This window comes from Mesorhizobium sp. M7A.F.Ca.US.005.03.1.1 (assembly GCF_003997975.1).
GTDB lineage: Bacteria > Pseudomonadota > Alphaproteobacteria > Rhizobiales > Rhizobiaceae > Mesorhizobium > Mesorhizobium ciceri.
Genome location: NZ_RZRO01000089.1, coordinates 1 through 26,751, shown reverse-complemented (window position 1 = coordinate 26,751; position 26,751 = coordinate 1). Strand labels below are relative to the sequence as shown.

The following is a 26,751-nucleotide window of genomic DNA, read 5'->3' as shown; positions in this document are numbered from 1 at the left end:
ACGCAGCGGTGTGAGACGGGCATTCTTGTGGATGTTCATTCGGACCCTCCGATGGATGCTGAAGCGTGGTAACTCCAGTCTCCTCGGTCCGGTCCGAATGGACAACCTCTCGAAAGCTCACACCTAGGATGGGTGCTGCCACGCGGCTCGGACTCAGCGTGCATTATCACGTAAATGTTGAGAGAATGAATGGCGCCGCGAAGGGCAATTCCAGCCGTCCAAAGCGACAGGCGTGTCGCGGCCTCGACATTGCAGTGGCGCTTACCTAACACGGCCTCACACTGCCCTCTAAACGGCCCCGAATTTGAACTGACGGCCCCTGGCCGGTTCATCGGGCAGGTCAAGGGCTAGGTGTAGTACACAGGGCTCATAACTTTCAGTTTCTAGTTGGTACGATGGGCCGTGGACGGTCGATGCAGACTTCAAGATGGCGAACGAAGCTCTCCATGCGTGCGTTGTCGAGGCAAGTGCCTTTGCCATGCTCGCGACTGGAGAGATTTCAAAATGAGCCTTGTAAGCGGAGAATGCCGCCGACGCTGTTCGGCTTGCTCGTGCCCTTGACGGCGGTAGGCTCGGCAGGGCCGAGGCCAGAGTTGCCGTAGTGGTCGTAATCGACCTCGGCTGTGACCGTGAAGCCGGGAACGACCATGTAGGCGACGTTTGCAGCCACACCAGCATCCTTGAGCTGATCACCCGAGACCTGAAGGTTGAACGAAGTTTTCTCGTCAAACTCGTAGGTGGCGCCCGCCCAGAAAGCCCACTGGCCGTTCCAGATTTTGTACGAGCCGCGCCCATGATTGGCAATTGCGCCGTTTGAGTCCTCGTTGAGACTGGCATTGGAACCGTAGCCGAAGAGTCCAAACAGCGACAGCTGGTTTGTGACAGCGACGTCGACGCGGATCTTGCCGGCAAAAGCTTCGTAATTGCTGTCATAAGCCGCGACGCCGATGATCGAGCCCCAGCCTTGCGTGTATTTCAAGCCGGCGACAACGTGCGGAATATAGCTGTCGATAGTACCGGCTGAGCCCGATCCTTGTTCGAGCGAAATCACAGTCGAAATGCCGTTGCCGGCGTCGAAGTGGTACTGAGCCACGTTGGTGTCGAAGCCGGCCGACGGAACGAGCATACTATCGAGAACGTTGCCAGCGTAGCTTGCAAACGTATCGAAGGCCGACCCCTCCTTGCCAACTCGCAGGCCTCCCAGCTCGACCCAGGCAGAAGCCAGTGCGAGGCCGCTGTTGAAATCATAGTTCTGAGGACTGTCATGCGAGTTAGCGCTGTTGCCAAAATTCACCTGGGTTTCGGTATAGGTCGTCAACGCGCCGAGCTCGGTCTGCTGGCCGGTCCAAGTTTTGAACGTGAAGCGTGTGCTGTTTCGCCAAGTGCCTTGGTCCTCGCCAGTTCTCACGTCCGAGGTTCTTGCGCTGTCATACGATCGGACGTCACCCAGGCCGATATCGTAACGGACATAGCCGCCGATGCGCAGGCAGGTCTCGGTGTTGGGAATATAGGAATATCCCGAGCCGAGGACGTCGCAGATCTTGATGTACTCGGCCGGTTCCCGCTCGGCGCCAGCTGCTCGACCGACGGAAATGGTCATCAGAGCAGTTAAGCCGAGAAGAGGACTCTTGATGTACATGTCTAGATCTCCATGAAGGAATAAAAAGGATAGAGGCGAAAGAGCAAGCTTTTCCTCTAAATTTTGTGCGTGTTGTCTCCAATATGTGGACGCCAAAGCGCTTGACACGAGAGGTGAGCCAGCGTAAAAGCCACATGTACTTATAATAGTGTTTTCTGCTAGGAGATTCATTATCGTTTACATGTGAAACACTCCGGTCGGACCGCTGCAGCTCTCCGAATAGAGCAGCAAGCGACATGCCAACCTGAAGCGTAGATGCGGCCGACACCAAAATCGGGCCGACGCGCCTTCGTCTCGCTGGAATCACTTTTTTTGAGGGTCACTGCGAAAAGAAATGTGCGACACGGTTCGCCATGTTCGATATGTGACAGTCTCGTTTAACAGCGACGGCTTCCCGTCTGACCGCAACGGAGGCCGCGCCATCCGCTACCGAGAAGGATCACTGCGCGTACGCTCCGCAAGGGCTGCGCCAGGAACAGAGGGCGTGCACGTCCGAGGCGTCGCATGGTGGCCGCAGCACCTTTTCGCCGCTGTAAGTTCGCCGTGCAGGTACATTGCGCGGCCGGAAGCGAGAGGGAGCGCACCCTGAAACGGCTGCCTACGGCTCGCCTCGAGTAATTGGCGATGAACAGTATTCTCGAGAACTTAGTCTCGACGGAAAGAGCAACGAAAGGAAGCCGCTTGGACGAGCACGATCCGAAGGAAGAACCGATCGAGACCATTTTCCGCAACGGCACAATCACTGCCGTGGGTATCCTGCTTGCCTTTTCCCTCGGCTTCCTCACTCATTGGGCCGCGAACCCCTTGCCATGGCAACTCTACGATCTGTTCGCCGTAGTGCCGATCCTGCTCGGCATCGCACTGCAGATGAGAGCGCTGTCCATGCTGCTCGACATGAGTTCCTTGCGGCGCCCCATCTACGAACGCGCCAATCGCATTTTCATGGTCGGCCTCATCCAGACCGCGTGTGGCGTCGGCATGGCCATCTTGGTCGATCTTTTCGGGATATCGGTAGGGGGCACGCTGCCCGGCGCTTGACGACAAGCCACACCGCTCTTCGCTCGAAGCGACGTCAAGCCGGGGAACCTTGTGCACCCCCTAGCGGCGTCCTCCTTTCATCAAATGAGCCGACGTCAGCTTTAGAGCGTCTCGGTGGCTAAAGCCGGTATGGTTTTTCGGCCGGCAGGGAAGGCCGCTGGCTGGACCTGGATGGCGTCTGAACGAGGCTTGACAGGTCCGTTGCGTCGGACATGAATTTCGCATTGCAAAGTTCTTCCGCAGACGCCTCAAGCACACTGCACTGGCGTCACGTACTCAGACGTTGAATGCGGCACCGCACCATCACCTCAGGCGCAACCATGGCACGCGCGCTCCCCGGCGTGGTTGACCCCATCCTGTCCAAACGAGACTGCGACATAAGCGGGACGCACTGACTTAGGTCAGAGACCAGGACGAGCGCGCAACGAAAGAATGATGGATGAGCGACGTGGGATGACAGCTCCTTGCACACCTCAATCCTGACAAAGTACCGGGACCCCCGGCCGCCTTGGTATACCATCTATCCGACTGTGCCAGACTTCTCTGCGGCAGTTGGTGCTGACGATTATGAGGAATGGCTGGGGGGCCTCCCGGCCGACGAATCGGTGTCGCTCTATTTCCACATTCCGTTTTGCCGATCCATGTGCTGGTATTGCGGCTTCCCTACCGCGGTCATCCGTCGCAACGGCCCGATCCTTAATTATTTAGCGGTGCTGCGTCAGGAGATCAGTTTGGTGTCGGAGCAAGTGCGGCAAGGGCTGCCGGTGAGCGATGTGCATTTCGGCGGCGGAACGCCTCACCTTATCGGGCCAGCCGAGCACTTGGCGCTGATGGAATTTCTACGCCGCCACTTCGCTTTCAGCAAAACTGCTGCGATCGCCGTGGAGATCGATCCCCGAACGTTCACACCGGAAATGGCCGAAGCCCTGGCAGCTAACGGTGTCAACCGCGCGAGCATCGGATGCAGAGCTTTGATCCCGATGTGCAAAGGCGATCAATCGGATCCAGAGTAAGGTGCAGACGGCCGCTGCAGTCCAAAATCTCCGCCGGCATGGCGTTGGCCATATCAACTTCGACCTCATCTTCGGTCTACCGAAACAGACTGTGCAGTCCTGCATCCAGACCGCGATGGCTGCGGTCGCCATGCGCCCCAACCGGCTTGCGGTGTTCGGATACGCGCATATTCCTTCCGTGATAAAGAATCAGCGCCTAATCGAGCAGGCAGGTCTACCGGACGGCGATCTTCGCGCCGAACAGGCTGCAACTGTCGCCGAGACACTGGTTGGCGCTGGCTACCGGGAGATCGGGCTCGATCATTTCGCTCCGCCGGACGACGAACTTGCGCTAGCGCCAGAAGACCGGGCGCCTACGGCGTAATTCGCTGGGATACTCGGCCGATACTTGCAAAACGTGATCGGCTTCGGCGCGTCGGCTATTGGCCGAGTCCGCGAGGGGTATGTTCAGAACGAAGTAACACGGGATTCTTACGCCCGGCACATCGCAAGTGGACGTCTGGCGACATCAAAGGGTCACCGTCTGACCGACGATGACCGGGTGCGCGCAGCGATCATCGAGCGACTGATGTGCGATTTGGAGGCCGACGTGCCGACCATCTGTGCCGCCCACGAAATCGAACCAGCTCGTTTTCTCGATTCAGTTGAGAGTTTGGTGACGCTGGCTGAGGAGGGGATCCTGGACGTCGAAAACGGCTTCATCCGCGTGCGGCCGGAGCACCGCTTTGTTGTTCGCGCCGTTGCTGCTGCATTCGATGCTTTTCTCGCGAATCGATGAGTTGAGGCCACGACGCCGAAAGGCATCAGACCTTGTTTGGCGCTCGTCGGCATGGGCTCTCGCAGAAGACTCCGCAAGCGTATGCAGGGGACTTCCACTTGACGCCGCGTTCACCATCATCTCGCCTGGGTGCGCGCGAAAGCGCACAACCCGGAGCACGCTGCTCTCGGTGTGAGGCTGTGCTCTGCAAAGCACCGGTGATCCACCCTGTCCCTGGACAGCAGCTTGATGGCGTCATCTTGGAGGACGAGAAAAGATTGTCGAGGTACGGGTACGAATTGCCTCGGTCGTCCGTTCAATCGAAAGCACTGTCTGCGGAGGCACCTCTCCTTCATGCAGTGACAGGAGATGCTGGGCGACTTCCTTATCTGCTGCGGTGAGTCGATGATTTAGGCGGAGAAAGTCCATCCAGGTGGGGGTGCGGAATGTCTCCGTCCAAAGTGACGGTGTTTGCAGATTTCGCTGGAGCGTCCAGTTTCGTGCACCGGCACGGCTCTGGACGTGTCGCCGCGTGCGCATGGAGCCCAGAAAGGCCTCGATATTTTCCTCCGATATCAAATACTCGACCTTGGCCACGATAGGGCCACTTCTGGGTTTCAGATCGAGAGCCACGTCCGGCGGATGAAAAACTGAACTTTCTTGATCGGTTTCTTCCCAGGGACGGACCGGCAACACGATCCCCGCTGCTGCAACCAGCAACAGAGCGCCTGCGGCGCCCTCCAATGCTGAGGTCAAGGAATAGTTTTGCGCGACAGAACCCCAGATCCAGCTGCCAGCAGCCATACCGCCTGCGCTCAAGGCGTAGTAAATGGAGAGCGTGCGGCCTACAACCCACCTTGGGCTTGCCAACTGCACCGACACGTCAATGCCCGTCCAGGTGATAAGCCAACCCGCTCCGCCGAGCGCCAGCGAAATGGCCGCCACAGGAAGCGACGATGTAAGGGCAAGGGAGAGGCAACAGACTGCACAAGCCACAGAGGCGAAGGCCACCAGCCTGTTTTGAGACGTGACCTTCCTCAAGAAGCCGTTGCCCATACCCGCGATGAAAGCACCCATGCCGAAGCCGGCCAATAAGATACCGTAGACAATTGGCCCACTCTTCAACTGATCCCGGACGACGAGGGGGAGCAACGCCAGAATGGAGATGCTTGCCAACCCGAAAAGAGCGGCTCGGGCGGTCGCTGCCCTGATCTCCAAAGACATCGCCGTAAAGCGCACTCCGTCATGAATTGCCGTCGTCATTCTCTCACGAGGGAGAGGCGAAGAGCGGACCTCCCATTTGGTGCGCCATATCGCGCTTATGGGCGCCAGATCACTCACCGCAGCCAAGGCGAAAGCGGCCAGCGGCCCAAAGACGGCCAGGATCACGCCCCCCAAGGCTGGACCAACGCTGCGCACAATGTTGTATCCGACGGACATAAGCGTCACTGCGGCCGGAATGTCGCGTTTGTGAAGGATATCGCCGACCGAAGCGTGCCAAGCCGGATCATTCAAGGCAAAGCCGCAGCCGGCCAGGAAACCTAACCCGAGAATCAGCCAAGGACTGACAAATCCCAGACCCACAGAAATCATCAGCGTCGTCGACGCCGATGCTATCAGGCAGTGTCCCGCAAACATCACCCACCGGCGGCTGAAGTTGTCGGCAATGGCTCCGGCGAAAACTGAGAGGAAGAACACCGGCAATGTGGATGCGGCCTGGACGAGTGCCACCATGAGGTCGGACGCTGAAATCGTTGCCATAAGCCAACTGATGGCGACCGTTTGCACTAGCCAACCGAGGCTGGAAATCTGGGTGGCCGCCCAAATTGAGCGAAACACCTTGTTTCGAAATGGGGCGAGCGTCTTTGAAACGGGCGGTTGGGGATTTTCGCTCTGCATGAGGTATTGCTGGCCTTCGATGAGCGCTGCGATTTGAGCAAGCGGGTCGATACTTAGACATCGCGGAGCACCGCACGGACCCCAGCTCTATGGAGCTTGCCGGCGACTATTTGCGTATTGAGCCATTCTCATAGTCTCATTCATGAGCAGTCCTGTGCGCAAGCATTGCTTTGCTAAATTCCCACCACAAGCGCGCCGCCGCTGAGACCCGCACCCGCTGCCGCCAAGAGGACTTTCTCGCCAGGCCGAAACGGCTGCGCCCGATGGGCCAGCGACAATGAGAGCGGGATCGTCGCGGCGGAAGAGTTGCCATATTCGGCGATCGTCTTGACGATCGAGTGATCAGCGATGCCGAGGTTCCTGCCGACCGCGTCGAAAATGCGCGCATTGGCCTGATGCGGCACGAAACGATCGAGGTCTTGCGGCCTCAGTCGGGCAGCAGTGAGCGCATCTCTCGAGCAGGCGGTCATCATCTCCACGGCCTTGCTGAATACTTCACGGCCGTCAGTGATCGTCATCCGTGTCTGCGCGAGGTCGAGGTCGGCATGGAACGGAGTGTTGCTTCCCCCGGCGGGAATCTGGATTAGCCCGTAGCGCGAGCCGTCGGAATCCACCGAAGCGCCGAGAATGCCTCGATCCGGGTCATCGCAAGGACTGATCACCATGGCGCCGGCGGCATCGGCAAACAGCACGGCGCTGGCGCGCTCGGCCAAATTGATGCGGTGGCTGAGGATGTTGGCGGCGATGACAAGGCTCGCTTTGCCGTGCAGGCGGGTGAACCCGTCGGCGAACATCAGCGCATAGATGAAGCCGGCGCAGGCGCCGGTCAGGTCGATCGCTCCGGCGCGGCCTAGCCCCAGCCGATGTGCGACCAGCGGCGCGCTTGGCGGCAGAAGGTGATCGGGCGTCGACGTGGCGAGCAAGAGTAGACCGACGTCGCCGCGGTCGATACCGGCATTGGTCAGCGCCATGTCGCCGGCAGAGGCGGCAAGGCCCGACAGCGTGTCTTCGTCTGTTGCCCAGAAGCGCGAGCGAATTCCGGTGCGCCGCTCGATCCAGCCGGGCTCAAGCCCGAGCCGGTCTTCGATTTCCGGGTTCTCGACCTTGCGCGTCGGCGCATGATGGCCGAAGCCGAGAACGCGCGACGATAGGTTCATGGCCGCGAGCCGAAGCGTTCGCCGGCCTCCTCTATCGCGTCATAGAGCCCGTCCAATTCGTCGCTGGTGATGCAATAGGGCGGCAGAAGATAGAGGACATTGCCGAGCGGGCGCACCAACAGGCCGCGCTCAAGGAAAAAAGCGCGCAGTTTTGGCCCGATCTCGGCCAGATAACCGGCTGAGCCGGTGCGTAGGTCGAGTGCCGCGATGGTGCCGGTTGTCCGGCAGTCGGTGAAATATGGATTGTCCCGGAAGCGTTGCAGCCCCGCGGCCTGCCTCGCGCTCAAGACCGCGATCCGCTCGGCCACCGGCTCGTCACGCCAGATCTCGACATTGGCAAGTGCTGCCGCGCAGGCGATCGGATTGGCGGTGTAGGAGCTCGAATGGAAAAACGTCTTCTTGCGATCCTCCGAAAAGTGAGCGTGGAAGATGGCATCGGTGGCGATCGTGGCGGCCAGCGGGATGGTACCACCGGTCAGACCTTTCGAGGTGCACAAGATGTCGGGCGAGACGGACGCCTGTTCGCAGGCAAACATGGTTCCGGTGCGCCCCCAGCCGGTCATCACTTCATCGGCGATCACGAGCGTGCCGGAGGCTTCGGCGATCCTCTTCAATTCGGCAAGAACCCAGGCCGGATACATCAGCATGCCGCCGGCGCCAAGCACCAGCGGCTCGACGATCAGCGCGGCTGCGCGCCGGTCGCGGCTAACGGCCTCGAACCGATCCAGCGTTTCCTGCTCGCGCCCGGCGGCCGGGAAGGGGATGGTGTCGACCTCGAACAGCAAAGGCTCATAGGCGGCGTTGAAGACGCCACGGGCGCCGACGCTCATCGTGCCGATGGTGTCGCCATGATAGCTGTGCTCCATGACGGCGATGCGCGAACGCGACGCGCCGATGTTACGGAAATAGCCGAGCGCCATCTTCAGCGCGACTTCGACTGAGGTCGAGCCACTGTCGGAATAGAACACCCGGTGGAGGCCGGCGGGTGCGATGCCTACAAGCGCCTCGGCCAGCCGTTCGGCCGGCTCGTGGGTGAAGCCCGCGAAGATGATCTGGTCGAGGCTCGAGGCGGTCGTCTCGATGGCCTTCATGATGCGGGGGTGGCGATGGCCATGGGTGACGACCCACCAGGAAGAAATCGCATCGAGGATGCGGAAGCCGTCGGCCTTGTGGAGATAGGCGCCTTCAGTCAGCACGATTTCAGGGAGCGAGGGCTCTAGCGCGTGCTGCGTGAACGGATGCCAGACTCGAGACTCCGCCATCAGTCGCCTCCGGCAATCATGGCCAGGTCGAAGCCGGAAATCATTGCATCTCTCAACGTTTCACCCGTCAGCGGACCGAGGTGCGGCAGCCTGCCCAGCTGCGGCACGCCGCCGAATTCCACGATTGTCCTTTGTGTATCGGCCACCTCTTCGCCAATGAAGGCAATGCCGATGAGCGGGATGGAGCGGGCTCTCAGGGCCTCGATCGACAACAGCGTATGATTGATGGTGCCAAGCGCGGTGCGGGCGCACAGTATGACCGGCAGCCGCCATTGTTCGAATATGTCAATGAACCTTGTCTGTCGATTGAGCGGCACCATCAGCCCGCCGGCGCCTTCGATGACGAGCGGTGTCGGCAGGACCGGAAATGAAAGATCGTCGGCCTCGATCGCGACGCCGTCGATTTCGGCTGATCGATGCGGCGACAGCGGCATCGTCAGTCGATAGACTTCGGGCAGCACGCGTCCGTCGGGCAAGCCGGAAAGCCGGGCGACGACCTCGCTGTCGGTCTCCTCGTTGAGGCCCGATTGCACCGGCTTCCAGTAGAAGCCGTCGAGCAGCCCGGCAAGTCCGGCCGAAAACACTGTCTTGCCAATTCCAGTGTCTGTTCCGGTGACGACGATGCGTTTGGTCATGCTGTGGCCAACACTCCGACGAGAGCCTCGACCATGGCGGAAATGTCGGCTTCGTCGACGTTGAGAGTCAGCGAAATGCGCAGGCGCGACGTACCCTCAGGCACTGTCGGCGGGCGAATGCCGCGTATGTCGAAGCCGCGTGCCTGCAGTCCTGCCGCCACCGCCATGGTGCGGCTGTTATCGCCGATCACAAGCGGCTGGATCTGCGAGCCGCTGGGCATCACGCCGCAGCGTTCGGCCAATTGCCGGCTCGCGAAAGCGACACGCTCGTGCAACTGAGCACGACGCATAGGCTCGTCAGACAGAATAGTCAGCGCCTCACGTGCCGCGACTGCCATCAGCGGCGATGGTGCGGTCGCATAGATGAATGGCCGGCACCGGTTGATAAGATAGTCGCACAGTGTTCGCGGTCCGGTAACGAGCGCGCCGGATGCGCCAAGCGCCTTGCCGCATGTGTGGAGCGTGACGATGTTGTCGCGGCCTTCATACGCGGCGGCCAGTCCCCGGCCGTCCGGTCCCCAGACGCCGGTGGCATGCGCTTCATCGACGACGATGAATGCCTGGTACCGATCAGCCAGCGCGACCAGGCTCTCCATCGGCGCACGGTCGCCATCCATGCTGTAAAGGCTTTCGAAGGCGATCCACACCCGCCCCATGCCGCCTTCGGCGCGCCAGCGGGTGATTGCGTCCTCGACAGCGTCGACGTCGTTGTGCGCGGCCAGCTTGAACTCAGCGCGCCCGGCCTGGGCACCCTCATGCATGCTGGCATGAGCGAGCTCGTCGAGGACCAGCAGGTCGCCTTTCTGCGGCAGGGCCGTCAGCAGAGCGAAGTTGGCGATATAGCCGCTGCCGAAGAACAGTGCACGCTCGGCTCCGAAAAATGCCGCTGCGTCCGCCTCCAGTTGCTCATGTTCCGGTGCATTGCCGCGCAACAGCCGCGATCCGGTGGCGCCCACTGGCGTGCCCCGCGCAATCGCCGTCGAAACCGCATCGCCCAGTCTTTTGGAGGCGGCAAGTCCGATATAGTCGTTCGACGAGAAGTCGAGCCCGGCGCGCGGTGCGAGCGTCCGCAACCGGTCCTTGCGCCCCAGTCCCCGCAAGGTTGCGTCATAGCGGGCAAGAATTGCCTCCTTCATTGCGTGGCGAGTTCCATAGGCTCAATGCCGAGGCGCCGGAACAGAAGGGTATCCTTGTCCTCGCCGGGATTTCCCGCCGTCAGCAGCGTGTCGCCGACAAAGATCGAATTGGCGCCGGCAAAGAAGCACAGCGCCTGCGTTTCGTCGCTCATCGCCGTCCTGCCGGCGGACAGCCTTACATAGGATTTCGGCATCATCACCCGCGCGAGCGCAACGATGCGGACGAAATCGATCGGATCGATGGCGTCGGCCGCGGCAAGCGGCGTGCCTTCGATGGGAATAAGCATGTTGATCGGCACGCTTTCCGGCGGCTCGGGCAGGTTCGCGAGCGTGACCAGCATGTCGATGCGATCGGTCTTTTCTTCTCCCATCCCGACAATGCCGCCGCAGCAGACTTTCATCCCAACCGCGCGCACGTGCCCAAGCGTTTTCAGCCGGTCGGCAAAAGTCCTGGTTGAAATAACCTCGCCATAGTAGCGCTCAGAGGTATCGATGTTGTGGTTATAGTAGTCGAGACCGGCCTGCTTCAGGCGAGCAGCTTGCTCAAGATCGAGCATGCCGAGCGTCATGCAGGTCTCCATGCCGAGGGCCTTGACGCCCTCAATCATGGCGACCACAACGTCCATGTCGCGCTCCTTGGGACTTCGCCACGCCGCGCCCATGCAATAGCGCGTTGCGCCGCCATCACGCGCCTTGGCCGCTTCGTCGATGACATGCTTGACGTCCACCAGCTTCGACGCCTTCACACCGGTTTCGTAATGCGCAGACTGGCTGCAATAGCCGCAATCTTCGGGGCACCCGCCGGTCTTGATGCTAAGGAGCCGCGACAGCTGCACTCGGTTTCGATCGAAGTTCTGGCGGTGGATCGTCTGAGCCAGGAACAGCAGATCGTTGAATGGCATGCCGTAGATGGCCTCGGCCTCTTTGCGGTTCCATCGCGGAGGCGTTCCGTCGACCGATTGCATGGTCTGGTTCACGTCGAACTCCGAGTTCATTCCAATCGTCATCGTCAAACCTTTGTTTGCTAGTCCGGTACGCCTTCTTGGCTTTGGGGCGCACTCGCTAAAGGCGAGCTGCGGCACGTCTTTCCAGCACCTCCTACGCCTGCCGAGCTGATGTTGCTCCTCACGCCGTAATCCTCAGTTCAAGTGCTTGCAGATGTTCTGGTGGTCCGGCATGTCCAGGCCGATGTCGAGGATCGGGGCGCTGTGCGTCAGCCAACCCATGGAGATGAGATCGACACCGGTCGCCGCAATCGCCGCCGCCGTTTTCGGCATCACCCGACCGGACGCCTCGGTGATCGTACGGCCATCCACTATAGAAACCGCGCGGGCAAGATCCTCGACCGACATATTGTCGAGCAGCACCGCGTCAACACCAATCGCGAGCGCTGCATCGAGCTGCTTCAGCGTGTCGACCTCGACCTCGACCTTCACCATATGCCCTGCTGCGGCGCGCGCCCGCTCTATTGCTGTGCGCATATCGCCGGCGATCGCGATGTGGTTGTCCTTTATGAGCACGCCGTCATCGAGGCCGAACCGGTGATTGGCACCGCCGCCGACGCGCACGGCGTATTTCTCCAATGCCCGCAGCCCGGGCGTCGTCTTTCGCGTCGATACAATCCTCGCCTTGTGACCGCGCACGGCCTCAACCATGGCCGCTGTGGCAGTGGCAATGCCGCTCAGCCGGCATAAGAAATTGAGGGCCGTGCGTTCGGCCGTGAGCAGGCCTCGTGCGGGTCCGGACAATCTTGCAATGGTTTCCCCGGCCCCAACCTCGCTGCCATCAGGGCGCCAGATCTGGATGTTGATCGCCGGTTCCACGAGAAGGAAGGCATACGAGACCAGATCGAGCCCGGCAACGACGCCCGCCTGCCTCGCTTTGAGCACCAACGTGGCAGTGCAATCATACGGGATAACCGCATCGGTGGTCAGGTCGCCGGATCTGCCCAGGTCTTCGAGGAGCGCAACGCGCACAATCGGTTCGATCAGGGTCGCGGGGAGGGGGGAGAATGAAGTCATATCAAGTGCTCCGTATGGTAGCCCGGCAATCGAGTGCGGCCGCGGCCCGCATTGCGCTGTGCAGTGTCAGCCGTGATGGGCGCACGTTGGCATCGTGGAGCGGGAAATCGGACCGACAGTGCGCGCCTCGACTCTCTTCCCGCCTCAGGGCCGCCGCGGCGATCATCAGTGAGACCAAAGCCGGACCAGAGGCAGCGACACTATTGGCTGCGATCGGCAGCAGGGTCGCCACCGCTTCGCGCATTGCCTCGCCGTCGCGGATGATACCCAGGGCGGCGGAGACAATCGGGCGGACCACGGAAGCGTCTGGTCGTGGAGGGACGAATGTGGAGCATCTGCGCGGTCGCCGGGTATACGACGTGCCGGCAACGCTTTCGGCAACCCAGCTCGCGGTGACCGCCGCTTCGGTGAGCGAGTTGCTGGCCAGGCGGTTGGCGCCGTGCAGGCCGGTACAGGCCACCTCACCGCAGGCCCACAATCCCTCGATGGAGCTGCGGCCGGCGCTGTCTACGGCGACGCCGCCCATGTGATAATGTGCCGCCGGGCGCACCGGGATCAGGTCGGTCGCTGGGTCGATTCCTGCGCTCCGGCACAATTCGGCGATGCCTGGAAAACGCTTGCCAAATCTCGGGCCGAGACTTTGCCGTGCGTCCAGGAATACGCGGCGTCCAACGGCAAGCTGGTGCCAAATGGCGCGCGCTACGACGTCGCGAGGCGCAAGTTCACCGCCAGGTGTGTCGGCGAGGAAGCGCTCTCCTCGCTCATCGATGAGCACCGCGCCTTCGCCACGCACGGCTTCGCTCACCAGCGGCATCGGCCGGCGCGGACCGTCGAGCGCAGTTGGATGGAACTGTATGAATTCCAAGTCGGCGAGTTCCGCCCCCGCCCATGCGGCGAGCGCCAGCCCGTGACCCCATGAGCCAGCGGGGTTTGTCGTGTCGCAAAACAGCCCGCCGACGCCGCCGGTCGCCAGCACCGCGCGACGCGTGGGCAGAGCGAGCGCGCCGGCTCGTCCTGCTGCGACCACGGCGATGACCGACCCGTCCTGCACGACCAGCCGGCGGACCTCCACATTTTCGATAATGGTGATCGAGGCTGTACGCCGAACCGCGGCGACGAGCGCGCGCACCAACTCGCGACCGGTGGCGTCGCCGGCTGCATGCACAATCCGCCGTCGCGAGTGTGCCGCCTCGAGCCCAAGTCGCAACGCGCGGTCAGGGTGCTGGTCGAAGTCGACGCCGAACCTTTGGATCGTCCTAATCGCTTCGGGTGCAGCTCGTACCACTCGCCGCACCGTGGCCTCATCGCAGAGTCCGTCGCCGGCAGCTATCGTGTCGCAAAGGTGAAAATCTGGGCCGTCGTCGCCCCCGAGACTTGCCGCAAGACCGCCCTGGGCAAGTTCACTGCAGGCTCCGGTTCCAAGCGGCGCGTTGGTCAAAAGCACGACCGGTTCCGGCGCCAGATGAAGCGCCGTCATCAGGCCGGCAATGCCGCCGCCGATGACGACCGGCGCCCCCGCGATTTCGCGAACCTCCAGACTCATAGGGAAAGCATGCGCTCGACCGCGCGGCGGGCGGGGCCGGCAATTTCGGGATCAATCCGGACCTCATGCCGGTTCTGCTCGAGTGCGGCGCGAATGTTGGCCAGGTTGATGCGCTTCATGTGCGGGCACAGATTGCATGGGCGAACGAACTCGACGTCGGGATGCGCGACCGCGACGTTGTCGCTCATCGAACATTCGGTCAGAAGGACGACACGCTTCGGTTTCTCACGCTCGACATAATCCGACATCGCCGCGGTCGAGCCGGAGAACTCCGCCTCCGCGACAACGTCTGGTGGGCATTCTGGATGGGCCAGCACGATGACGCCTGGATGGGCATCGCGCAGTTCCCGGATGTCTGCTGCGGTGAAGCGCTCATGCACCTCGCAATGGCCTTTCCAGGCGATGATCTCGACGTCTGTATCGGCTGCCACGTTCCTCGCCAGATATTCGTCCGGGAGCATCAGCACACGCGCCACGCCAAGCGATTCCACCACCGCCTTGGCGTTGCCGGACGTGCAGCAGATGTCGGACTCCGCTTTTACGGCGGCGGAAGTGTTGACGTAAGTAACAACGGGGACCCCCGGATACCGCAGCCGCATTAGCCGCACGTCGTTTGCCGTGATCGATTCGGCCAGCGAGCAGCCGGCGCGGAGATCCGGGATGAGCACGGTCTTGTTCGGATTGAGCAGTTTTGCCGTCTCGGCCATGAAATGAACGCCGGCAACCACGATGATGTCGGCGTCGACCGTCACCGCCTTGTGGGCCAACGCCAGGCTGTCGCCGACGATGTCTGCCACGCAATGAAAAATTTCGGGCGTCTGGTAATTGTGCGCCAGCACCACCGCATTGCGCTCACGCTTCAGCGCTAAGATGGCTTCAATATCGCCGGCGAACGCGGGCCATTCAACGGGTGGGATCACCCGCCGGACACGCTCATACAAGGACGCAGCCATAGGTAACGCCCCAGTCATTGGCGCCTCGATTATATTCGGTTTGACAATAAGGGAATATATCTACCTTGACTATAAGTATGTCAAGCCCGCGCCAGCGGTAATTTTGTCCCGGCGATAGCCCTGTCGTCGAGGACGGCATGCCGGAAGCGATAAAGCTTCGCCGGTCGGCCGCCCGTGTCGAGGGAGGTCTCCCCGGTCTCCTCAACAAGTTCCTGCTGCTCGACCAATCTCCGGAAGTTCGGCTTGTTGATCAGCCTGCCAGCCAAAGCTTCCACGGTTCGCTGCAGTTGCAGCAGCGTGAAGGAAGGCCGCATAAGCTCGAACACGACCGGCCGGTATTTGATCTTCGAACGCAGCCGCGCGATCCCGGTTGCCAGAATACGACGGTGGTCAGCGACCATTGGTTTGCCAGCCGCGGCCGCAATCGCGTCCCTGCCGCCACCGGCCTCCTCAATCAGAGCAGCTTCATAGAGCAACTCGTAGCGTTGGAGCGTGAGTTCCTCGTTCCAATGGCGGTCGTCGAAGCCGAAGGCTATCGCAGCGCGCTGCCGGCGCTCGCGTTGAGTGGTCGGCTCGCTGGCGCCGCCGGCCCACTCAATCAGGCGGGGCCGCAATCTATCGAGCAGCACAGGCGGCGTGCCGAAGCGGTGGTCCTCCCAGGGAAAATATTCGTACCAACTTTGCCAGCCGCACGCGGCCGAGTTCGTTGCCTGTTCCTTCCTGGTCAATGCGAGATAGCTGATTGAGATGACGCGCTGGTGGCGCTCAGTGCCGATGCGATCGCGATCGGCGAAGGTGTAGAGTTGCTCGATGTATCCAAGTGCATGGCCGGTCTGCTGCTCCACCCACCCCCTCAAACCCGACTGCAGTGATCGATGCTCAAGGGCAAAAGGTCCAGAAGGGAGGGTGTCCGCATGACCGACTGTGAGGACACAGGGCTCACTGTCGTTTACGGCGACCACGACGGCAGTCAGGTCCACTTTGGCTTCGTCAGCTTTGACGGCGGCTTTGCCTTTCTTGGTTCTTCTTGTCTGAGGATCCATGTTTGCGAAAGCGGGTTGGCCCAACGGAGCGCCTTAATCGATTGAATGTAACCTTGGAAGCCAGCACGTCAACACCGGAGTACTCAAGCGCTGTTTTTAGCTCTTCGCAGTCGCACAAAAATATGCCAAACGCGACACCCGCTGTTGGTAACGTAAGGGAAGGGGCCTCGGTTGAGCGCGGCTGGTGAGATAAAAGGGATGACTCCTCCAGATATTCGATCGCGAAAAGGCCAGACGCCACTTGTATGCTTGACGGCCTACACCACGCCGGTCGCGAGGCTGCTCGATCGCCACTGCGACATCGTTCTTGTCGGCGACAGCGTCGGCATGGTGCTGCACGGCCTGTCGTCGACGCTGGGGGTCACGCTCGACATGATGATCATGCACGGACAGGCCGTTCGCCGCGGCCTTGAACACGCGCTGATGGTCGTCGACCTGCCCTTCGGTTCCTACGAGGAAAGCCCAGAGCACGCTTTCGGCAACGCTGCGCGCGTGATGGGTGAGACCGGTTGTTCAGCGGTAAAGATCGAGGGCGGCGAGACCATCGCGGAAACCATCCGCTTCCTTACCGCGCGCGGCGTACCTGTCATGGCCCATGTGGGCCTGACGCCGCAGGCGGTAAACACGTTTGGAGGCTATCGTGTGCAGGGCCGGGGAGCCGATGCAGAGCGGATCAGGCGCGACGCCAGGGCGGTAACTGAAGCTGGCGCCTTCTCCTTGGTGCTGGAAAAGATACCGGAGCAGCTTGCACGGCAGATAACCGCCGATATCGACATACCCACCATCGGCATCGGTGCCTCGCCAGCTTGCGACGGCCAGATTCTGGTGAGCCACGATATGCTCGGGCTCTTCACCTCATTTCGGCCGAAGTTCGTCAAACGCTATGCCGAGCTCGGTGAGCAGGCTGAGGCGGCAATCGCCGCTTACGCCACCGATATGCGGAACCGGCACTTTCCGGCGGTCGAACATCTCTATGTCAACGCCTTGAAGGCCGGTGACTTCACATGAGCGTGCCGATCGCTCGAACCGTGAGCGAGCTGCGCGGCGTCGTTGCGCAATGGCGTCGCTCGGGTGCCACGATCGGTATTGTGCCGACCATGGGAGCCTTGCACGACGGGCATCTGAGCCTCGTGCGGAAGGCGCTCGAAAGGGCCGAGCGGGTGATCGTGACGCTGTTCGTAAACCCCAAGCAGTTCAACAGCCCCGCCGACCTGATTGCCTACCCTCGGACGGAAAGCGACGATGCTGCCAAGCTCGCTCTGCTGGGCACGCATCTGCTCTATGTGCCGGACACAGAGGAAATGTACCAGGTGGGCTTCGCCACGGCCGTTTCAGTGTCCGGCATCAGCGAATGCCTTTGCGGCGCATTCCGGCTCGGCCATTTCAATGGCGTGGCGACGGTCGTGGCCAAGCTCTTCCTGCAGGCCGGCGCTGACTTCGCCTTTTTTGGCGAAAAGGATTTTCAGCAACTTCAGCTTGTCAGGCGCTTGGTCCGGGATCTCGACATTCCGATCACTATTGTGCCCTGTCCGACAGTCCGCGAAGCCGATGGTCTTGCGCTATCGTCGCGTAACGTGCGGCTCTCCCCAGCCCAACGCGCCATTGCCCCAAAACTAGCATCGGTCCTGCTCGATACGGCCGAGCGGCTTGCACGCGGCTCCCCCATCCTGCCTACGCTTGATGAAGCGCGTGCAGCAATTCTGGCTGCCGGCTATCGCGAGCTCGAATACCTGGAGCTTCGCGGAGAAACAGACCTGCAATCGTTAGCAAGCCTTGACCGACCGGCACGCTTGCTTGCTGCGGCTTGGCTTGGCGACACGCGGCTCATCGATAACGTCGCAATATCACCCATCGGTAGTTGGTCAGGTGGGCGGAGCTCTCTCCAATCGGAAGCAGCACAGCAATTGCGGTGATGACGGCGGCGCGTCGTATGCCCTGCAGGGACAGGCCATCATTTAGAACCACGTCTCCGTCGGCTTCCAGCAACCTCCGCGAGGTACGCTAAGCGCAGATGCATCGCGTATTTGAAACCTTGGTCGAGCAACTCTCTGCAAGCGTCGATGCCGTCGATCTCCATGAGGCAATGGCGTCCGCCGCAGCCGGGTTCGACTTTCCGCTCTTCGCTTATTTCACCTACCCATCCGCTTCCGGCGACAGGCCGCGATTGATCTCGAATTATCCATCATCATGGACATCACATTACCTGCAACAGCGCTACCACAGCGTGGATCCCGTGATCCTGCGGGGACTGCGGGGCTGGGATACCTTCGACTGGGGTGTGGACCGCGATCACCGTTATTTGCCGACCTCTCAGCAGGAAGTCCTGGAAAAAGCAGCTGAGTTCGGCATTCGCGGCGGACTGACCATGTCGATGCATGATCATCGCGGCCGGTTCGCCGCACTGACCTTCGCCTCCAACGAGGCGCATCCGCCATTTCTGAGGTCGCTGACGCGCTACGAAAAAGCAATGCAACTGGTTGCGATCAACGTTCATATCCATGCCCGGCGCAGGCTCGCCGAAGATTGCGTGGTAGATGGCATAATGCTCACCCGGCGGGAGTTCGAGTGCCTGAAATGGGCGGCGTGCGGCAAGTCGGCCTGGGATATCAGCCAGATTCTCGGTGTCTCGAAACGCACCGTGACCTTCCATCAGGAAAACGCCAAGGCGAAGCTTGGCGTGCGAACCATCAACCAGGCCGTAGTGCGGATGGCTGCTCGGGCGAGATCCTGATCCTCTCCAAGTCTAGCTGTAAAGGTCTACAGGCTGCATTCATGACGGCTTTGCCCTTCGATTGCGTGGACACATCCCGCACGGAGACGACAATGATGCAGCTGATAACACCCGACTGCTACGCCGAGTTTGCGAGCGAACTCAAGGAAATGCACGGACTTAGGTATCGGGTTTTCAAGAAGCGGCTCGATTGGGAAGTGCAGACCGAAGGCGAAATGGAAACGGACTCGTTTGACAGCCTGAACCCCGTCTACCTGCTTCTCAAGGGGTCCGATTGGCGAACTTGCGGCTGCGTCCGCCTTTTGCCGACCACCGGACCGACAATGTTGCGCGATACGTTTCCGACGCTGCTGGATGAGATGGTGGTCCCTGCGAGTGCCGATATCTGGGAGAGTAGTCGTTTCGCGCTCGATCTCCCTGCGACAGCGCCGAAGGCAGCTGGCGGCCTGGCCCAAGCAACCTACGAGCTCTTCGCGGGGATCATCGAATTCGGCTTGGCCAACAATCTCTCCGGGATCGTAACGGTGACAGATACGCGCATCGAAAGGATCCTTCGTCTCGCGACCTGGCCGTTGTCACGTATCGGACAGCCCAAGCAGGTCGGCAACACCGAGGCAGTCGCCGGCTTCCTCGATATTTCCTACGCCAGTCTCTTGCGCATCCGCTGGAGGGGACGCCTCAACGGGCCGGTGTTGTGGCAACCAGTTCTCATCCAATCGGCATAGCGCCTGCGGATGCTCAGCCGTGACTTGAGTTAAGTCTGCTCACGGCCGCCACCGCCGCCGTGAGGGTGAGCGGACCCGCCCCACGAGCTTTCGACTGTTCCGGTCGATTGGCTCGCGCGGCCGGACTTTGGATTTCCGTAGGCGCAACCCGCAGTCCAGCGTGAGCACGCCAAAATGGCGCCCCTCCGCTTCGTCCAAAGAAGCCAACGTGGCTTCTGAGGTCGTCTTAGAATATTGGACCGGCCGCCGTGAGCGATCGCAACCTCAAAGCTTTGCCGGTATGCCGGTTTGGCCGGACCGTCGGCCAGTCGGAGCAGTCCCCCGATAAGGACCCGAGCTGACGCGCGGTCCAACAGCGCCCGAGCCTATGCTTTGTGCATTACCGTTCGGTTGGCCATGTCGTCCAAGACCGCATGAAGAAGGCTTCCAACCTCCTGCGCAGCGAGCTCTGGCGCAATTCCTACATCGGACAATTGAATGAGCATTTTCTTGGCGGCACAGCGCCAGAACGCGCTCGCCGCCTCGCCGTTCTTGGTCTCGAGGGCCTGGGCGATACTTTCGACCAATATACGTCGCCGATGCAGCGGAAATACGCAAATGTTTGATTCATGCATCAATCACCTCACAGATTCAGTTCCACAAAGAAAAACACCGGCGTCTTCAAAAGAGCCCCGCTAGCGCGGTGACGGTTCGCGGCGACATGACGAGTTCCACTTCCCCATCGACAAGCCATTGGGAGATGAGCCGCCGGACCGCATATCCGGGACCGCACATAAGGTGAACCACCATTGCTCATCCGGCTGCATTTTCCTGGGCCGTTCGACGAGGCGTTCCAGCCGAATTGACGTCCAATGACTTGATCTCTGAAAGGGCAGGGCGGTACGAATCACCCGACTGTTCCGCTGCTTACATTCCTGCGAGCTTGTGTATGAACGATTAAAGCGTGCCCGAGCCGTTCTTGGTGGCCGCCGCAGAAGGGAATCATGTCATCCGCTGCCTATCGTAGGCGGCGCGACTTCTAGCATGACTGCACTGCCCCGACAGGGCTTTGCAATCGCGCGTTTCGAAGCCTATGCTTTGGCATCGGCCGGCATTTACTTCGGTGCAGCCGACAGTAAGACGTACGCGCTCTTGCCCCGTTGGAAGAGAGCCTTGCCCGATCCCTCTTTCGCGACCAGGTGCTGAAGCCCTCACCCCGCAGGACTTCGCGCTTTTGCGACCATCGCTGCATCACGTCGAACCGGGCATCAAGGACAAGTTGGAGGTCGCGCATCAGCCGATCAAGAACGTATATTTTCCCGAGAGGGGCATCGCGTCGGTGGTCGCCACCATGACCGGCGGGCGGCAAGGTGAAGTCGGCATTGTCGGCTATGACGGGATGAAAGGAATTGCCGTCATTCTCGGAAAGGAAAGCACTACCTGGCGCCTGCCGGTTGAAAACCTTCGCCCTGCGATTAGCCCGTCGCTTCGCACCTCAGTGCTGGACTATGCCCACGCGTTCCTCGTCCAATCATGCCGGACGGCACTGGTCAATGGCCACTCCAAGGTCGAAGAACGGCTGGCCCGCTGGCAGCTGATGGTCCACGACCGTGCGGAAGGAGATAAGATCCTCCCGACGCATGAATTTCTGGCGACCATGCTCGCGCCCACCGCCCGGGGTCACCACGGCCCTGCAAATGCTTGAGTATCGAGGACTGGTGCACGCCAAGCGCGGCGAGATCACGATCATCGACCGTGCCGGATTGATAAAGCTCACACATGGCGCTTATGACAAGGAGGAGCAGCGTTATTTCGGCCTGGCCGCTGCCTGAAGCATGTCGGTTGAAACGGGTTCAGCCGACGTCTCCTTGCCCCTCACCAGGTCGCCCAAAAGCATCAGCGGTTTTGAACGAATCGCAGCGATTGTCCGCAATCGGACATAGGCTTGAAGGCGGTCGAATTCGTGCCATAAGTCGGGTTGGTCAGGGTTCAGGGAGGAATTCGTCATGACCAATTCGTTTCACACCGTCACCGTCGAAAAAGCCGCAGAAGCCTATGTCCTTTCCAGGGGAAGGGTCCGCTTTCTCTCCATGGCGCAGGCGATCCGCGCCATCCGAACACTAATGCCGGCATGCAAGGCCACCGACCGCGAGTTGGAGGAACTGTTGGCGGCCGCTTCCTTCGTTCATGGCGTGCCCGTCGCCTTCGACACAAAAACAGCCGATGGTGTAGAACCACGGCTGCATTCCTAAGAGGGCATGCCGCGCCATGCAGACTGTCAGAGGGCATTCGTCAGATGGTAGTCCGCTAACTTAACTGCAGAGTCTAAAGGACGTGTTCCAGCATTGCGAACTCACCGATCGCTTTGTTGCCAAAGCTGCCAGCAAGCGATCGCCTCATCCAGCCGTTTGCACCATCTCATCACAGACATCATCGCGATGCTACCTGTCCAGCATATGTCCAGCATTTCGCAAGGCGGCCAGAAGGAGCCTCGCATAGCCTGTGACATCGATCTGGGCCTGCATCGAAAGGGGCATGCTGGTCCAGTTCTCCAACGGTGCAATGAAAGGTGAGAAGGTGCCATTGACAAGGCAACAACAGCTAACAAGGCCCTCTCGGTCCAATGCCACCACACCGATCTTGTCGCCTGGATATCCAATGGCTGCGACTCGCTGGACCTCCAGGTCACCGTCCACCCGCACGTCAAAAAGAAGGCTACCACGGCTCCTCGTGGCTATCTCAGCCGCCTTCTCATCAAAGCTTGAAGAGAGCAAGCGGACGCTTTCCACCGCCATCTGGAAAATCACCAAATCCAGTTCATTCACGGCCATATGGGCATTTCCGCGCAACGGGTGGTGATTGCAATGACACATACTGCTTGTTCACAGATGTCGGTCACGAACGATCATTCGTCGGGTTCCGGTTCCGACCAACGGTGTCGCCACCTGATCGTGCTGCGGTTCGAACCTTCCGAACGCGAGCCGAGCGCGCTATGAGGTTGGAGTCTAGGTCTCGGACCCTGCCTCGCGGCCTGCTCATCTTTGGCAGACCCGTTGCAACGCCGCCGCGATGGCGCAAACGCCAGATGACGCTGATCCATCGCTTGATCGTGAACTGAGCTTCTGAACACCATTGGGACAGCAGGGTGGAAGGGCTTGACCAACGCTGCCCCCGTTTTCCAAGAGGACCCGTCCTCGATTGAATCTTTCGAGCCCCGTGCAGCGCGCAGCCAAATGATGACCATCTGGACCCAGCTCGCAGACCGCAAGGCAAAGAGGGAACCTTCCAGGCAGCCAAGCTGCGTCGACGCAAAGAGCGGCCTTTGGAGTTCCCAGAATCGACCCTTCCATAGTTGCGACAGGCAACCACTGCACGAGTGTGGGAGAGCGAATCGCAAGCATTGCGTGAGGTCCTGCGCGTTTTCCCCTCTTGCTATTTGGCACATCGTTTGCGCCGAAGTGGGCGCAGCGTTCGACCGGAGCACTGCATGGGAGAGGGAGGAGCCCCACCCCGATCCGGTCAAGGAGAGAGACGGTGTTGGTTCCAAGAGTTCCCCGCGCGATCTTAGCGCCCCGCAAGCGCCATTTTGCCCGGACCTACGTGCAGGTACTTGCCGCCATAATCCTGGGTGCCGCAATCGGCTATTTCCATTTGGAGACCGGCCACAGCCTGAAGCCGCTCTGCGATGCCTTCGTCGATGTCGTCAAGATAATCACCGTACCTGTCATCTTCCTGACAATGGCGACCGGCATTGCCGGCATGAGCGATCTGCAGAAGGTCGGCCGAGTTGCCGCCAAGGCGATGGTTTATTTCCTTACCTTCTCGACGCTAGCACTCCTTGTCGGGCTGATTGTCGCGAATATCGTTCAGCCTGGCGCCGGCCTCAACATCGATCCGGCCTCGCTCGATGTCGAAGCCGTTAAGGGCTATGTGGCCACGGCTCACGAGCAGTCCGTGACCAGCTTCCTGATGAACATCATCCCGTCAACGATTGCCAGTGCCTTCGCGGAAGGCGACATCCTGCAAGTCTTGTTCCTCTCGGTCCTGTTCCTCTCGATCCTGTTCGGCGCGGTCTGCCGCTACAACGGCCGCTCGCTCTTCTCTCTCGTCCGATACATCAAGGACGAGCTGCTGCTCGCAATGTCCTCCTCAGAGGCCGCGCTGGCCTCGCTCATGGAGAAGATGGAAAAGGCCGGCGCCACGCATTCGGTCGTGGGTCTCATTCCATTCAATCTGGACGGCACGAATATGATGCTCGCCGCCCTTTTCATCGCCCAAGCGACGAAAACTGATCTCCCGATCGGCTGCCGGATCCTCATGCTGTTTGTCGCATTGTTCCCTTCGAACGGAACAACCCGCATTACCGGTGCAGGCCTCGTCACAATGGCTGCAACGCTCTTTCTTGTTCCGGCCGCACCGGTCACCTCCGTGGGGCTTATTCTTGGCGTCGATCAGCTTATGTCCGAATGCCACGCGCTGACGGTTTTTCTCCGCAGCGTAGCGGCAACGCTGGCTGTCACCCGGTCCGGGGCGAGCGGGATAAACGACGATTCGGGGAGCGCCTCACTAGCGGACCGTTCAGCGCTCTGGCGGTGGACGGTCAAGTCGCCCGGCGTGGTGAACACAATTCCCCGTGCGAACGACGCTCAGCTATTGGGGTGGACCCGATGGCGCAAAGCCGTATTTGAGAAACCGCCAGATCGCACCGGCACCTGTGCGCCTGTAGCAACTGCGGGGCACGATCAAAACTGACCCATTTTACACCAAAAAGGCGGCCGTTGCTGCCACGCCGTCCATGGATTGGAGACTCATGTCTAAGCCGACTGCCATCACTGTCGCAGCTCTTCTTTTACTCCTCGCCTTGCTGGCGAGCCAATATAGCGCGAACCTGCACCGGCAGGCGTGGTCGACCGACAGGCAAAAGTGGAGCGGCGCATTCGACAACGATCTCCTTCGCCAATCGCCGGCAACCCGCAAGGCGATGCCGTTCTGGTCATATTCAATGACTACCACAACTGTCCGCATTGCAGACTGGCTGATATCAACTACCAAAAAGCCTTCAAGCATGAGCCCAATCTGAAGCTTGTGATCAAACAGTTCCCGGTCCTGGGACCGGATTCCCAATTCCCAGCCTTCGCCGCACTCGCCTCGAGAAAACAGGGAAAGTTCGACGAATTCCACCGCGCCCTTATGATTTCCCCCAGTTGAAGGGTCACTCTCAAGATCGCAGCGCGTGTAGGCCTTGACGTTGAGCAGCTCAAGCGGGAATGCAAGATCCGGCCATCGCAGATGAAATGCGCGCGTCCGCGCACTCGCGAAAGGTCTGCACTTAGACGGTACGCCCGCGTTGGTGGTCGGCGATATAGTGGTCGCCGACCTTGTGGACATGGCCAGCTTGCAACGCTTGCATCGCCGATGCGCGCTCAAAGCGTGCTGGCTCTCGTGCGGGGCAGCATCTGTAGACCGGCCACGCTGTTGTTGCCGGAGCGTGCCGTTTGTGGCAGCTGGCTTTGCTGTCGCTCCTCGTAATCTTGTTGCGGTCATCCAGCTGCCGTGGGCGCCAACAACAATCCTGAGCGCCCGCGCCTGAAGTCGCTGGCCGGGTGCTCGTGAACCGAGCCCGCTTTTCTTCGGCAAGCTCAGGCGGTCTTGGCCCTGCGGCATCGCCCCCTGGCGCGGGGCAGCCTTCGGCTGCTGACGGTCGCCGGCCTGTCGGCCGGCGTCTTTCTATTGTGGCCTTCCCCCTGGCGCAGGGTGGGCAGCACTCCCTTCTAGGCCCGCCGCGGCGTCCCGCAACCCTTCGCTTGTCGCTTTCGGGTCCTCCACTCCGTTCCGGTCCTGCTGATGCAGTCCGCCTCCGACGGCGGGCCTTTCCGGTCGCTTTTGCCGCCCACCCCGCTTCCGGGGAGGGCGCGCGATTGTAGAGCGGAGGACATCACGATGCGTGCAAACAACAAACGTTGCGGCAGCCGACAGGCTGGCGCAGACAGCGGCGGGCGCACCGGCGCCAGCCTTTATCAGGAAATCACCGACCGCATCATTGCCGAACTGGAGCGCGGCACCGTGCCATGGGTCAAGCCGTGGGGCAGGGCAAGGACAGGCCTCGGCCTGCCGCGGAATGCGGCCACCCAGCGCCGATATTCCGGCATCAATATCCTGATCCTGTGGGGCGCGGTCATCGAGCGCGGTTTCCCCAGCCAGAACTGGCTCACCTTCCGGCAGGCGCTTTCGCTTGGCGGCAATGTCAGGAAGGGCGAGCACGGCACCACCATCGTTCACGCTGACCGCTTTGTTCCCAAGAACGAAAAGCAACGCGCCGACACCGATGGCGACGAACCGCAGGCGGTGCCCTTCCTGAAGCGCTTCACCGTCTTCAATGTCGCGCAGTGCGATAATCTGCCCGAACATCTTTACGCCGCCGGCGAGCCTCTGCCTGAGCGCGAGATGGTCCCGCAGGCCGAGGCGCTCATTCATGCAACCGGCGCTGATTTTCGCGTCGGCGGCGAGCGCGCCTTCTACATGCCCGGCAGCGACACCATACAGGTGCCGCCGCAGCCGGCTTTCTTCCACCAGATCGACTATTACCGGACCTGCTTTCACGAGCTTGGCCACTGGACCGGCCACCCGAGGCGACTCGCGCGCGACCTGTCCGGCTCCTTCGGGTCCAACACCTATGCGCGCGAGGAACTGGTCGCCGAAATCGCATCAGCCTTCATCTGCAGCAGTCTCGGCATCGAGCCGACCGTGCGCCATGCCGACTACATCGGCTCATGGCTGACGGTTTTGCGCGAGGACAACCGCGCCATCTTCCGCGCCGCAAGCCATGCCTCGAAAGCCGCCGATTTCCTGCTTGGCCGCAATGTCGATGTCGAAGGCGAGGCACATGCCGAAACCGCCTATGGGAGCGCGCAATCCTCACACGCGACCGCCTTGCGCCTCTGATGACGCAAAGCCGCGCGCAACCAACTCGACAGTTCTTTTGAGGTTGCCCTAACGCCGATGGCCGGCGTTGGCGTCGATCGTTCATCGGACCGAGGTTCGCAAAAAAAGAGGGCGGCATTGATGCCGCCCTCTCGTTGCGAAAGCTGCCAGAGCTGGATTAGAAATCCATGCCGCCCATGCCGCCCATGCCGCCGCCGCCCATGCCGCCAGGCATGCCGCCGCCAGCCGACTCCTTCTTCGGAGCCTCCGCGATCATGGCTTCGGTGGTGACCAGCAGG

24 protein-coding genes and 1 pseudogene are annotated in these 26,751 nt (G+C 60.9%); 12 read left to right on the top strand and 13 right to left on the bottom strand.

The window, feature by feature from the left end:
• Nucleotides 1-499 precede the first annotated feature (499 nt).
• Entirely contained in the window at nucleotides 500-1,639 is a 1,140-nt protein-coding gene (locus EN990_RS27555; RefSeq protein WP_063169258.1) for a porin, read from the bottom strand.
• A gap of 681 nt (nucleotides 1,640-2,320) precedes the next feature.
• On the opposite strand from EN990_RS27555, the gene EN990_RS27550 reads away from it, so the two are divergent.
• Nucleotides 2,321-2,677, top strand: a complete 357-nt coding sequence (locus tag EN990_RS27550) for a hypothetical protein (RefSeq protein WP_024505577.1) — start codon at nucleotides 2,321-2,323, stop codon at nucleotides 2,675-2,677.
• Between the two features lie 464 nt (nucleotides 2,678-3,141).
• Nucleotides 3,142-4,468: pseudogene (hemN, locus tag EN990_RS27545) on the top strand (oxygen-independent coproporphyrinogen III oxidase).
• A 234-nt stretch (nucleotides 4,469-4,702) separates the two neighbouring features.
• Here the strand turns inward: hemN and EN990_RS27540 are convergent.
• From EN990_RS27540 to EN990_RS27495, 10 genes are all read right to left on the bottom strand, one after another.
• Nucleotides 4,703-6,346: an MFS transporter gene (locus tag EN990_RS27540; protein WP_063169257.1), complete on the bottom strand. Its 1,644-nt coding sequence runs from the start codon at nucleotides 6,344-6,346 to the stop codon at nucleotides 4,703-4,705.
• A 173-nt stretch (nucleotides 6,347-6,519) separates the two neighbouring features.
• Nucleotides 6,520-7,503, bottom strand: a complete 984-nt coding sequence (locus EN990_RS27535) for a beta-ketoacyl-ACP synthase III (RefSeq protein ID WP_063169256.1) — start codon at nucleotides 7,501-7,503, stop codon at nucleotides 6,520-6,522.
• Nucleotides 7,500-8,765, bottom strand: coding sequence for an adenosylmethionine--8-amino-7-oxononanoate transaminase (locus EN990_RS27530; protein ID WP_063169255.1), 1,266 nt, complete (start codon nucleotides 8,763-8,765; stop codon nucleotides 7,500-7,502). Before EN990_RS27530 ends, EN990_RS27535 begins: the two co-directional genes overlap by 4 nt.
• Nucleotides 8,765-9,400: a dethiobiotin synthase gene (gene bioD / locus EN990_RS27525; protein ID WP_063169254.1), complete on the bottom strand. Its 636-nt coding sequence runs from the start codon at nucleotides 9,398-9,400 to the stop codon at nucleotides 8,765-8,767. The genes EN990_RS27530 and bioD overlap by 1 nt, the downstream gene beginning before the upstream one ends.
• Nucleotides 9,397-10,536: an 8-amino-7-oxononanoate synthase gene (locus tag EN990_RS27520; RefSeq protein ID WP_024505572.1), complete on the bottom strand. Its 1,140-nt coding sequence runs from the start codon at nucleotides 10,534-10,536 to the stop codon at nucleotides 9,397-9,399. The genes bioD and EN990_RS27520 overlap by 4 nt, the downstream gene beginning before the upstream one ends.
• Nucleotides 10,533-11,501, bottom strand: a complete 969-nt coding sequence (gene bioB / locus EN990_RS27515) for a biotin synthase BioB (protein ID WP_224570943.1) — start codon at nucleotides 11,499-11,501, stop codon at nucleotides 10,533-10,535. The genes EN990_RS27520 and bioB overlap by 4 nt, the downstream gene beginning before the upstream one ends.
• A 174-nt stretch (nucleotides 11,502-11,675) precedes the next feature.
• Nucleotides 11,676-12,557 carry a carboxylating nicotinate-nucleotide diphosphorylase gene (nadC, locus tag EN990_RS27510; protein ID WP_063169252.1) on the bottom strand — a complete coding sequence of 294 codons (882 nt, stop codon included), beginning with the start codon at nucleotides 12,555-12,557 and terminating at the stop codon, nucleotides 11,676-11,678.
• A 1-nt stretch (nucleotide 12,558) separates the two neighbouring features.
• Nucleotides 12,559-14,100 carry an L-aspartate oxidase gene (locus tag EN990_RS27505; protein WP_063169251.1) on the bottom strand — a complete coding sequence of 514 codons (1,542 nt, stop codon included), beginning with the start codon at nucleotides 14,098-14,100 and terminating at the stop codon, nucleotides 12,559-12,561.
• A complete protein-coding gene (nadA, locus tag EN990_RS27500) occupies nucleotides 14,097-15,071 on the bottom strand; it encodes a quinolinate synthase NadA (RefSeq protein WP_063169250.1) in 975 nt (324 codons plus the stop codon). The genes EN990_RS27505 and nadA overlap by 4 nt, the downstream gene beginning before the upstream one ends.
• Nucleotides 15,072-15,133: 62 nt before the next feature.
• On the bottom strand, nucleotides 15,134-16,096 hold the full coding sequence (locus EN990_RS27495) for a membrane protein (protein ID WP_024505567.1): 963 nt from the start codon (nucleotides 16,094-16,096) through the stop codon (nucleotides 15,134-15,136).
• 171 nt (nucleotides 16,097-16,267) lie between these two features.
• On the opposite strand from EN990_RS27495, the gene panB reads away from it, so the two are divergent.
• The 4 genes from panB to EN990_RS27475 all read left to right on the top strand — a co-directional run bounded on the left by panB (nucleotide 16,268) and on the right by EN990_RS27475 (nucleotide 19,552).
• Nucleotides 16,268-17,104 (top strand): 3-methyl-2-oxobutanoate hydroxymethyltransferase, encoded by an 837-nt coding sequence (panB, locus tag EN990_RS27490; protein WP_063169249.1) that lies wholly within the window; start codon nucleotides 16,268-16,270, stop codon nucleotides 17,102-17,104.
• A complete protein-coding gene (gene panC / locus EN990_RS27485) occupies nucleotides 17,101-18,009 on the top strand; it encodes a pantoate--beta-alanine ligase (RefSeq protein WP_063169248.1) in 909 nt (302 codons plus the stop codon). Before panB ends, panC begins: the two co-directional genes overlap by 4 nt.
• A 98-nt stretch (nucleotides 18,010-18,107) precedes the next feature.
• Nucleotides 18,108-18,827: a LuxR family transcriptional regulator gene (locus EN990_RS27480; protein WP_063169247.1), complete on the top strand. Its 720-nt coding sequence runs from the start codon at nucleotides 18,108-18,110 to the stop codon at nucleotides 18,825-18,827.
• 92 nt (nucleotides 18,828-18,919) lie between these two features.
• Entirely contained in the window at nucleotides 18,920-19,552 is a 633-nt protein-coding gene (locus EN990_RS27475; RefSeq protein ID WP_063169246.1) for an acyl-homoserine-lactone synthase, read from the top strand.
• Nucleotides 19,553-19,917: 365 nt separating this feature from the next.
• Here EN990_RS27475 and EN990_RS36325 read toward each other — a convergent pair whose 3' ends face one another.
• Nucleotides 19,918-20,166, bottom strand: coding sequence for a DUF6074 family protein (locus tag EN990_RS36325; RefSeq protein ID WP_063169245.1), 249 nt, complete (start codon nucleotides 20,164-20,166; stop codon nucleotides 19,918-19,920).
• Between the two features lie 599 nt (nucleotides 20,167-20,765).
• On the opposite strand from EN990_RS36325, the gene EN990_RS27465 reads away from it, so the two are divergent.
• The 3 genes from EN990_RS27465 to EN990_RS27460 all read left to right on the top strand — a co-directional run bounded on the left by EN990_RS27465 (nucleotide 20,766) and on the right by EN990_RS27460 (nucleotide 21,783).
• Complete coding sequence (locus EN990_RS27465) at nucleotides 20,766-21,236, top strand: hypothetical protein (protein WP_224570941.1); 471 nt, start codon at nucleotides 20,766-20,768, stop codon at nucleotides 21,234-21,236.
• A complete protein-coding gene (locus EN990_RS36740) occupies nucleotides 21,229-21,363 on the top strand; it encodes a hypothetical protein (RefSeq protein ID WP_256754986.1) in 135 nt (44 codons plus the stop codon). Before EN990_RS27465 ends, EN990_RS36740 begins: the two co-directional genes overlap by 8 nt.
• Before the next feature lie 174 nt (nucleotides 21,364-21,537).
• A complete protein-coding gene (locus tag EN990_RS27460; protein WP_063169243.1) occupies nucleotides 21,538-21,783 on the top strand; it encodes a hypothetical protein in 246 nt (81 codons plus the stop codon).
• A 189-nt stretch (nucleotides 21,784-21,972) separates the two neighbouring features.
• Here the strand turns inward: EN990_RS27460 and EN990_RS27455 are convergent, their stop codons facing one another.
• Nucleotides 21,973-22,362: a hypothetical protein gene (locus tag EN990_RS27455; RefSeq protein WP_024505560.1), complete on the bottom strand. Its 390-nt coding sequence runs from the start codon at nucleotides 22,360-22,362 to the stop codon at nucleotides 21,973-21,975.
• 706 nt (nucleotides 22,363-23,068) lie between these two features.
• On the opposite strand from EN990_RS27455, the gene EN990_RS27450 reads away from it, so the two are divergent.
• From EN990_RS27450 to EN990_RS27440, 3 genes are all read left to right on the top strand, one after another.
• Nucleotides 23,069-24,283 (top strand): cation:dicarboxylase symporter family transporter, encoded by a 1,215-nt coding sequence (locus EN990_RS27450; RefSeq protein WP_210326676.1) that lies wholly within the window; start codon nucleotides 23,069-23,071, stop codon nucleotides 24,281-24,283.
• Nucleotides 24,284-24,433: 150 nt separating this feature from the next.
• On the top strand, nucleotides 24,434-24,739 hold the full coding sequence (locus tag EN990_RS36320; protein WP_126057771.1) for a thioredoxin domain-containing protein: 306 nt from the start codon (nucleotides 24,434-24,436) through the stop codon (nucleotides 24,737-24,739).
• A gap of 732 nt (nucleotides 24,740-25,471) precedes the next feature.
• Nucleotides 25,472-26,473, top strand: a complete 1,002-nt coding sequence (locus EN990_RS27440; RefSeq protein ID WP_063169241.1) for a zincin-like metallopeptidase domain-containing protein — start codon at nucleotides 25,472-25,474, stop codon at nucleotides 26,471-26,473.
• Nucleotides 26,474-26,751: the final 278 nt, after the last annotated feature.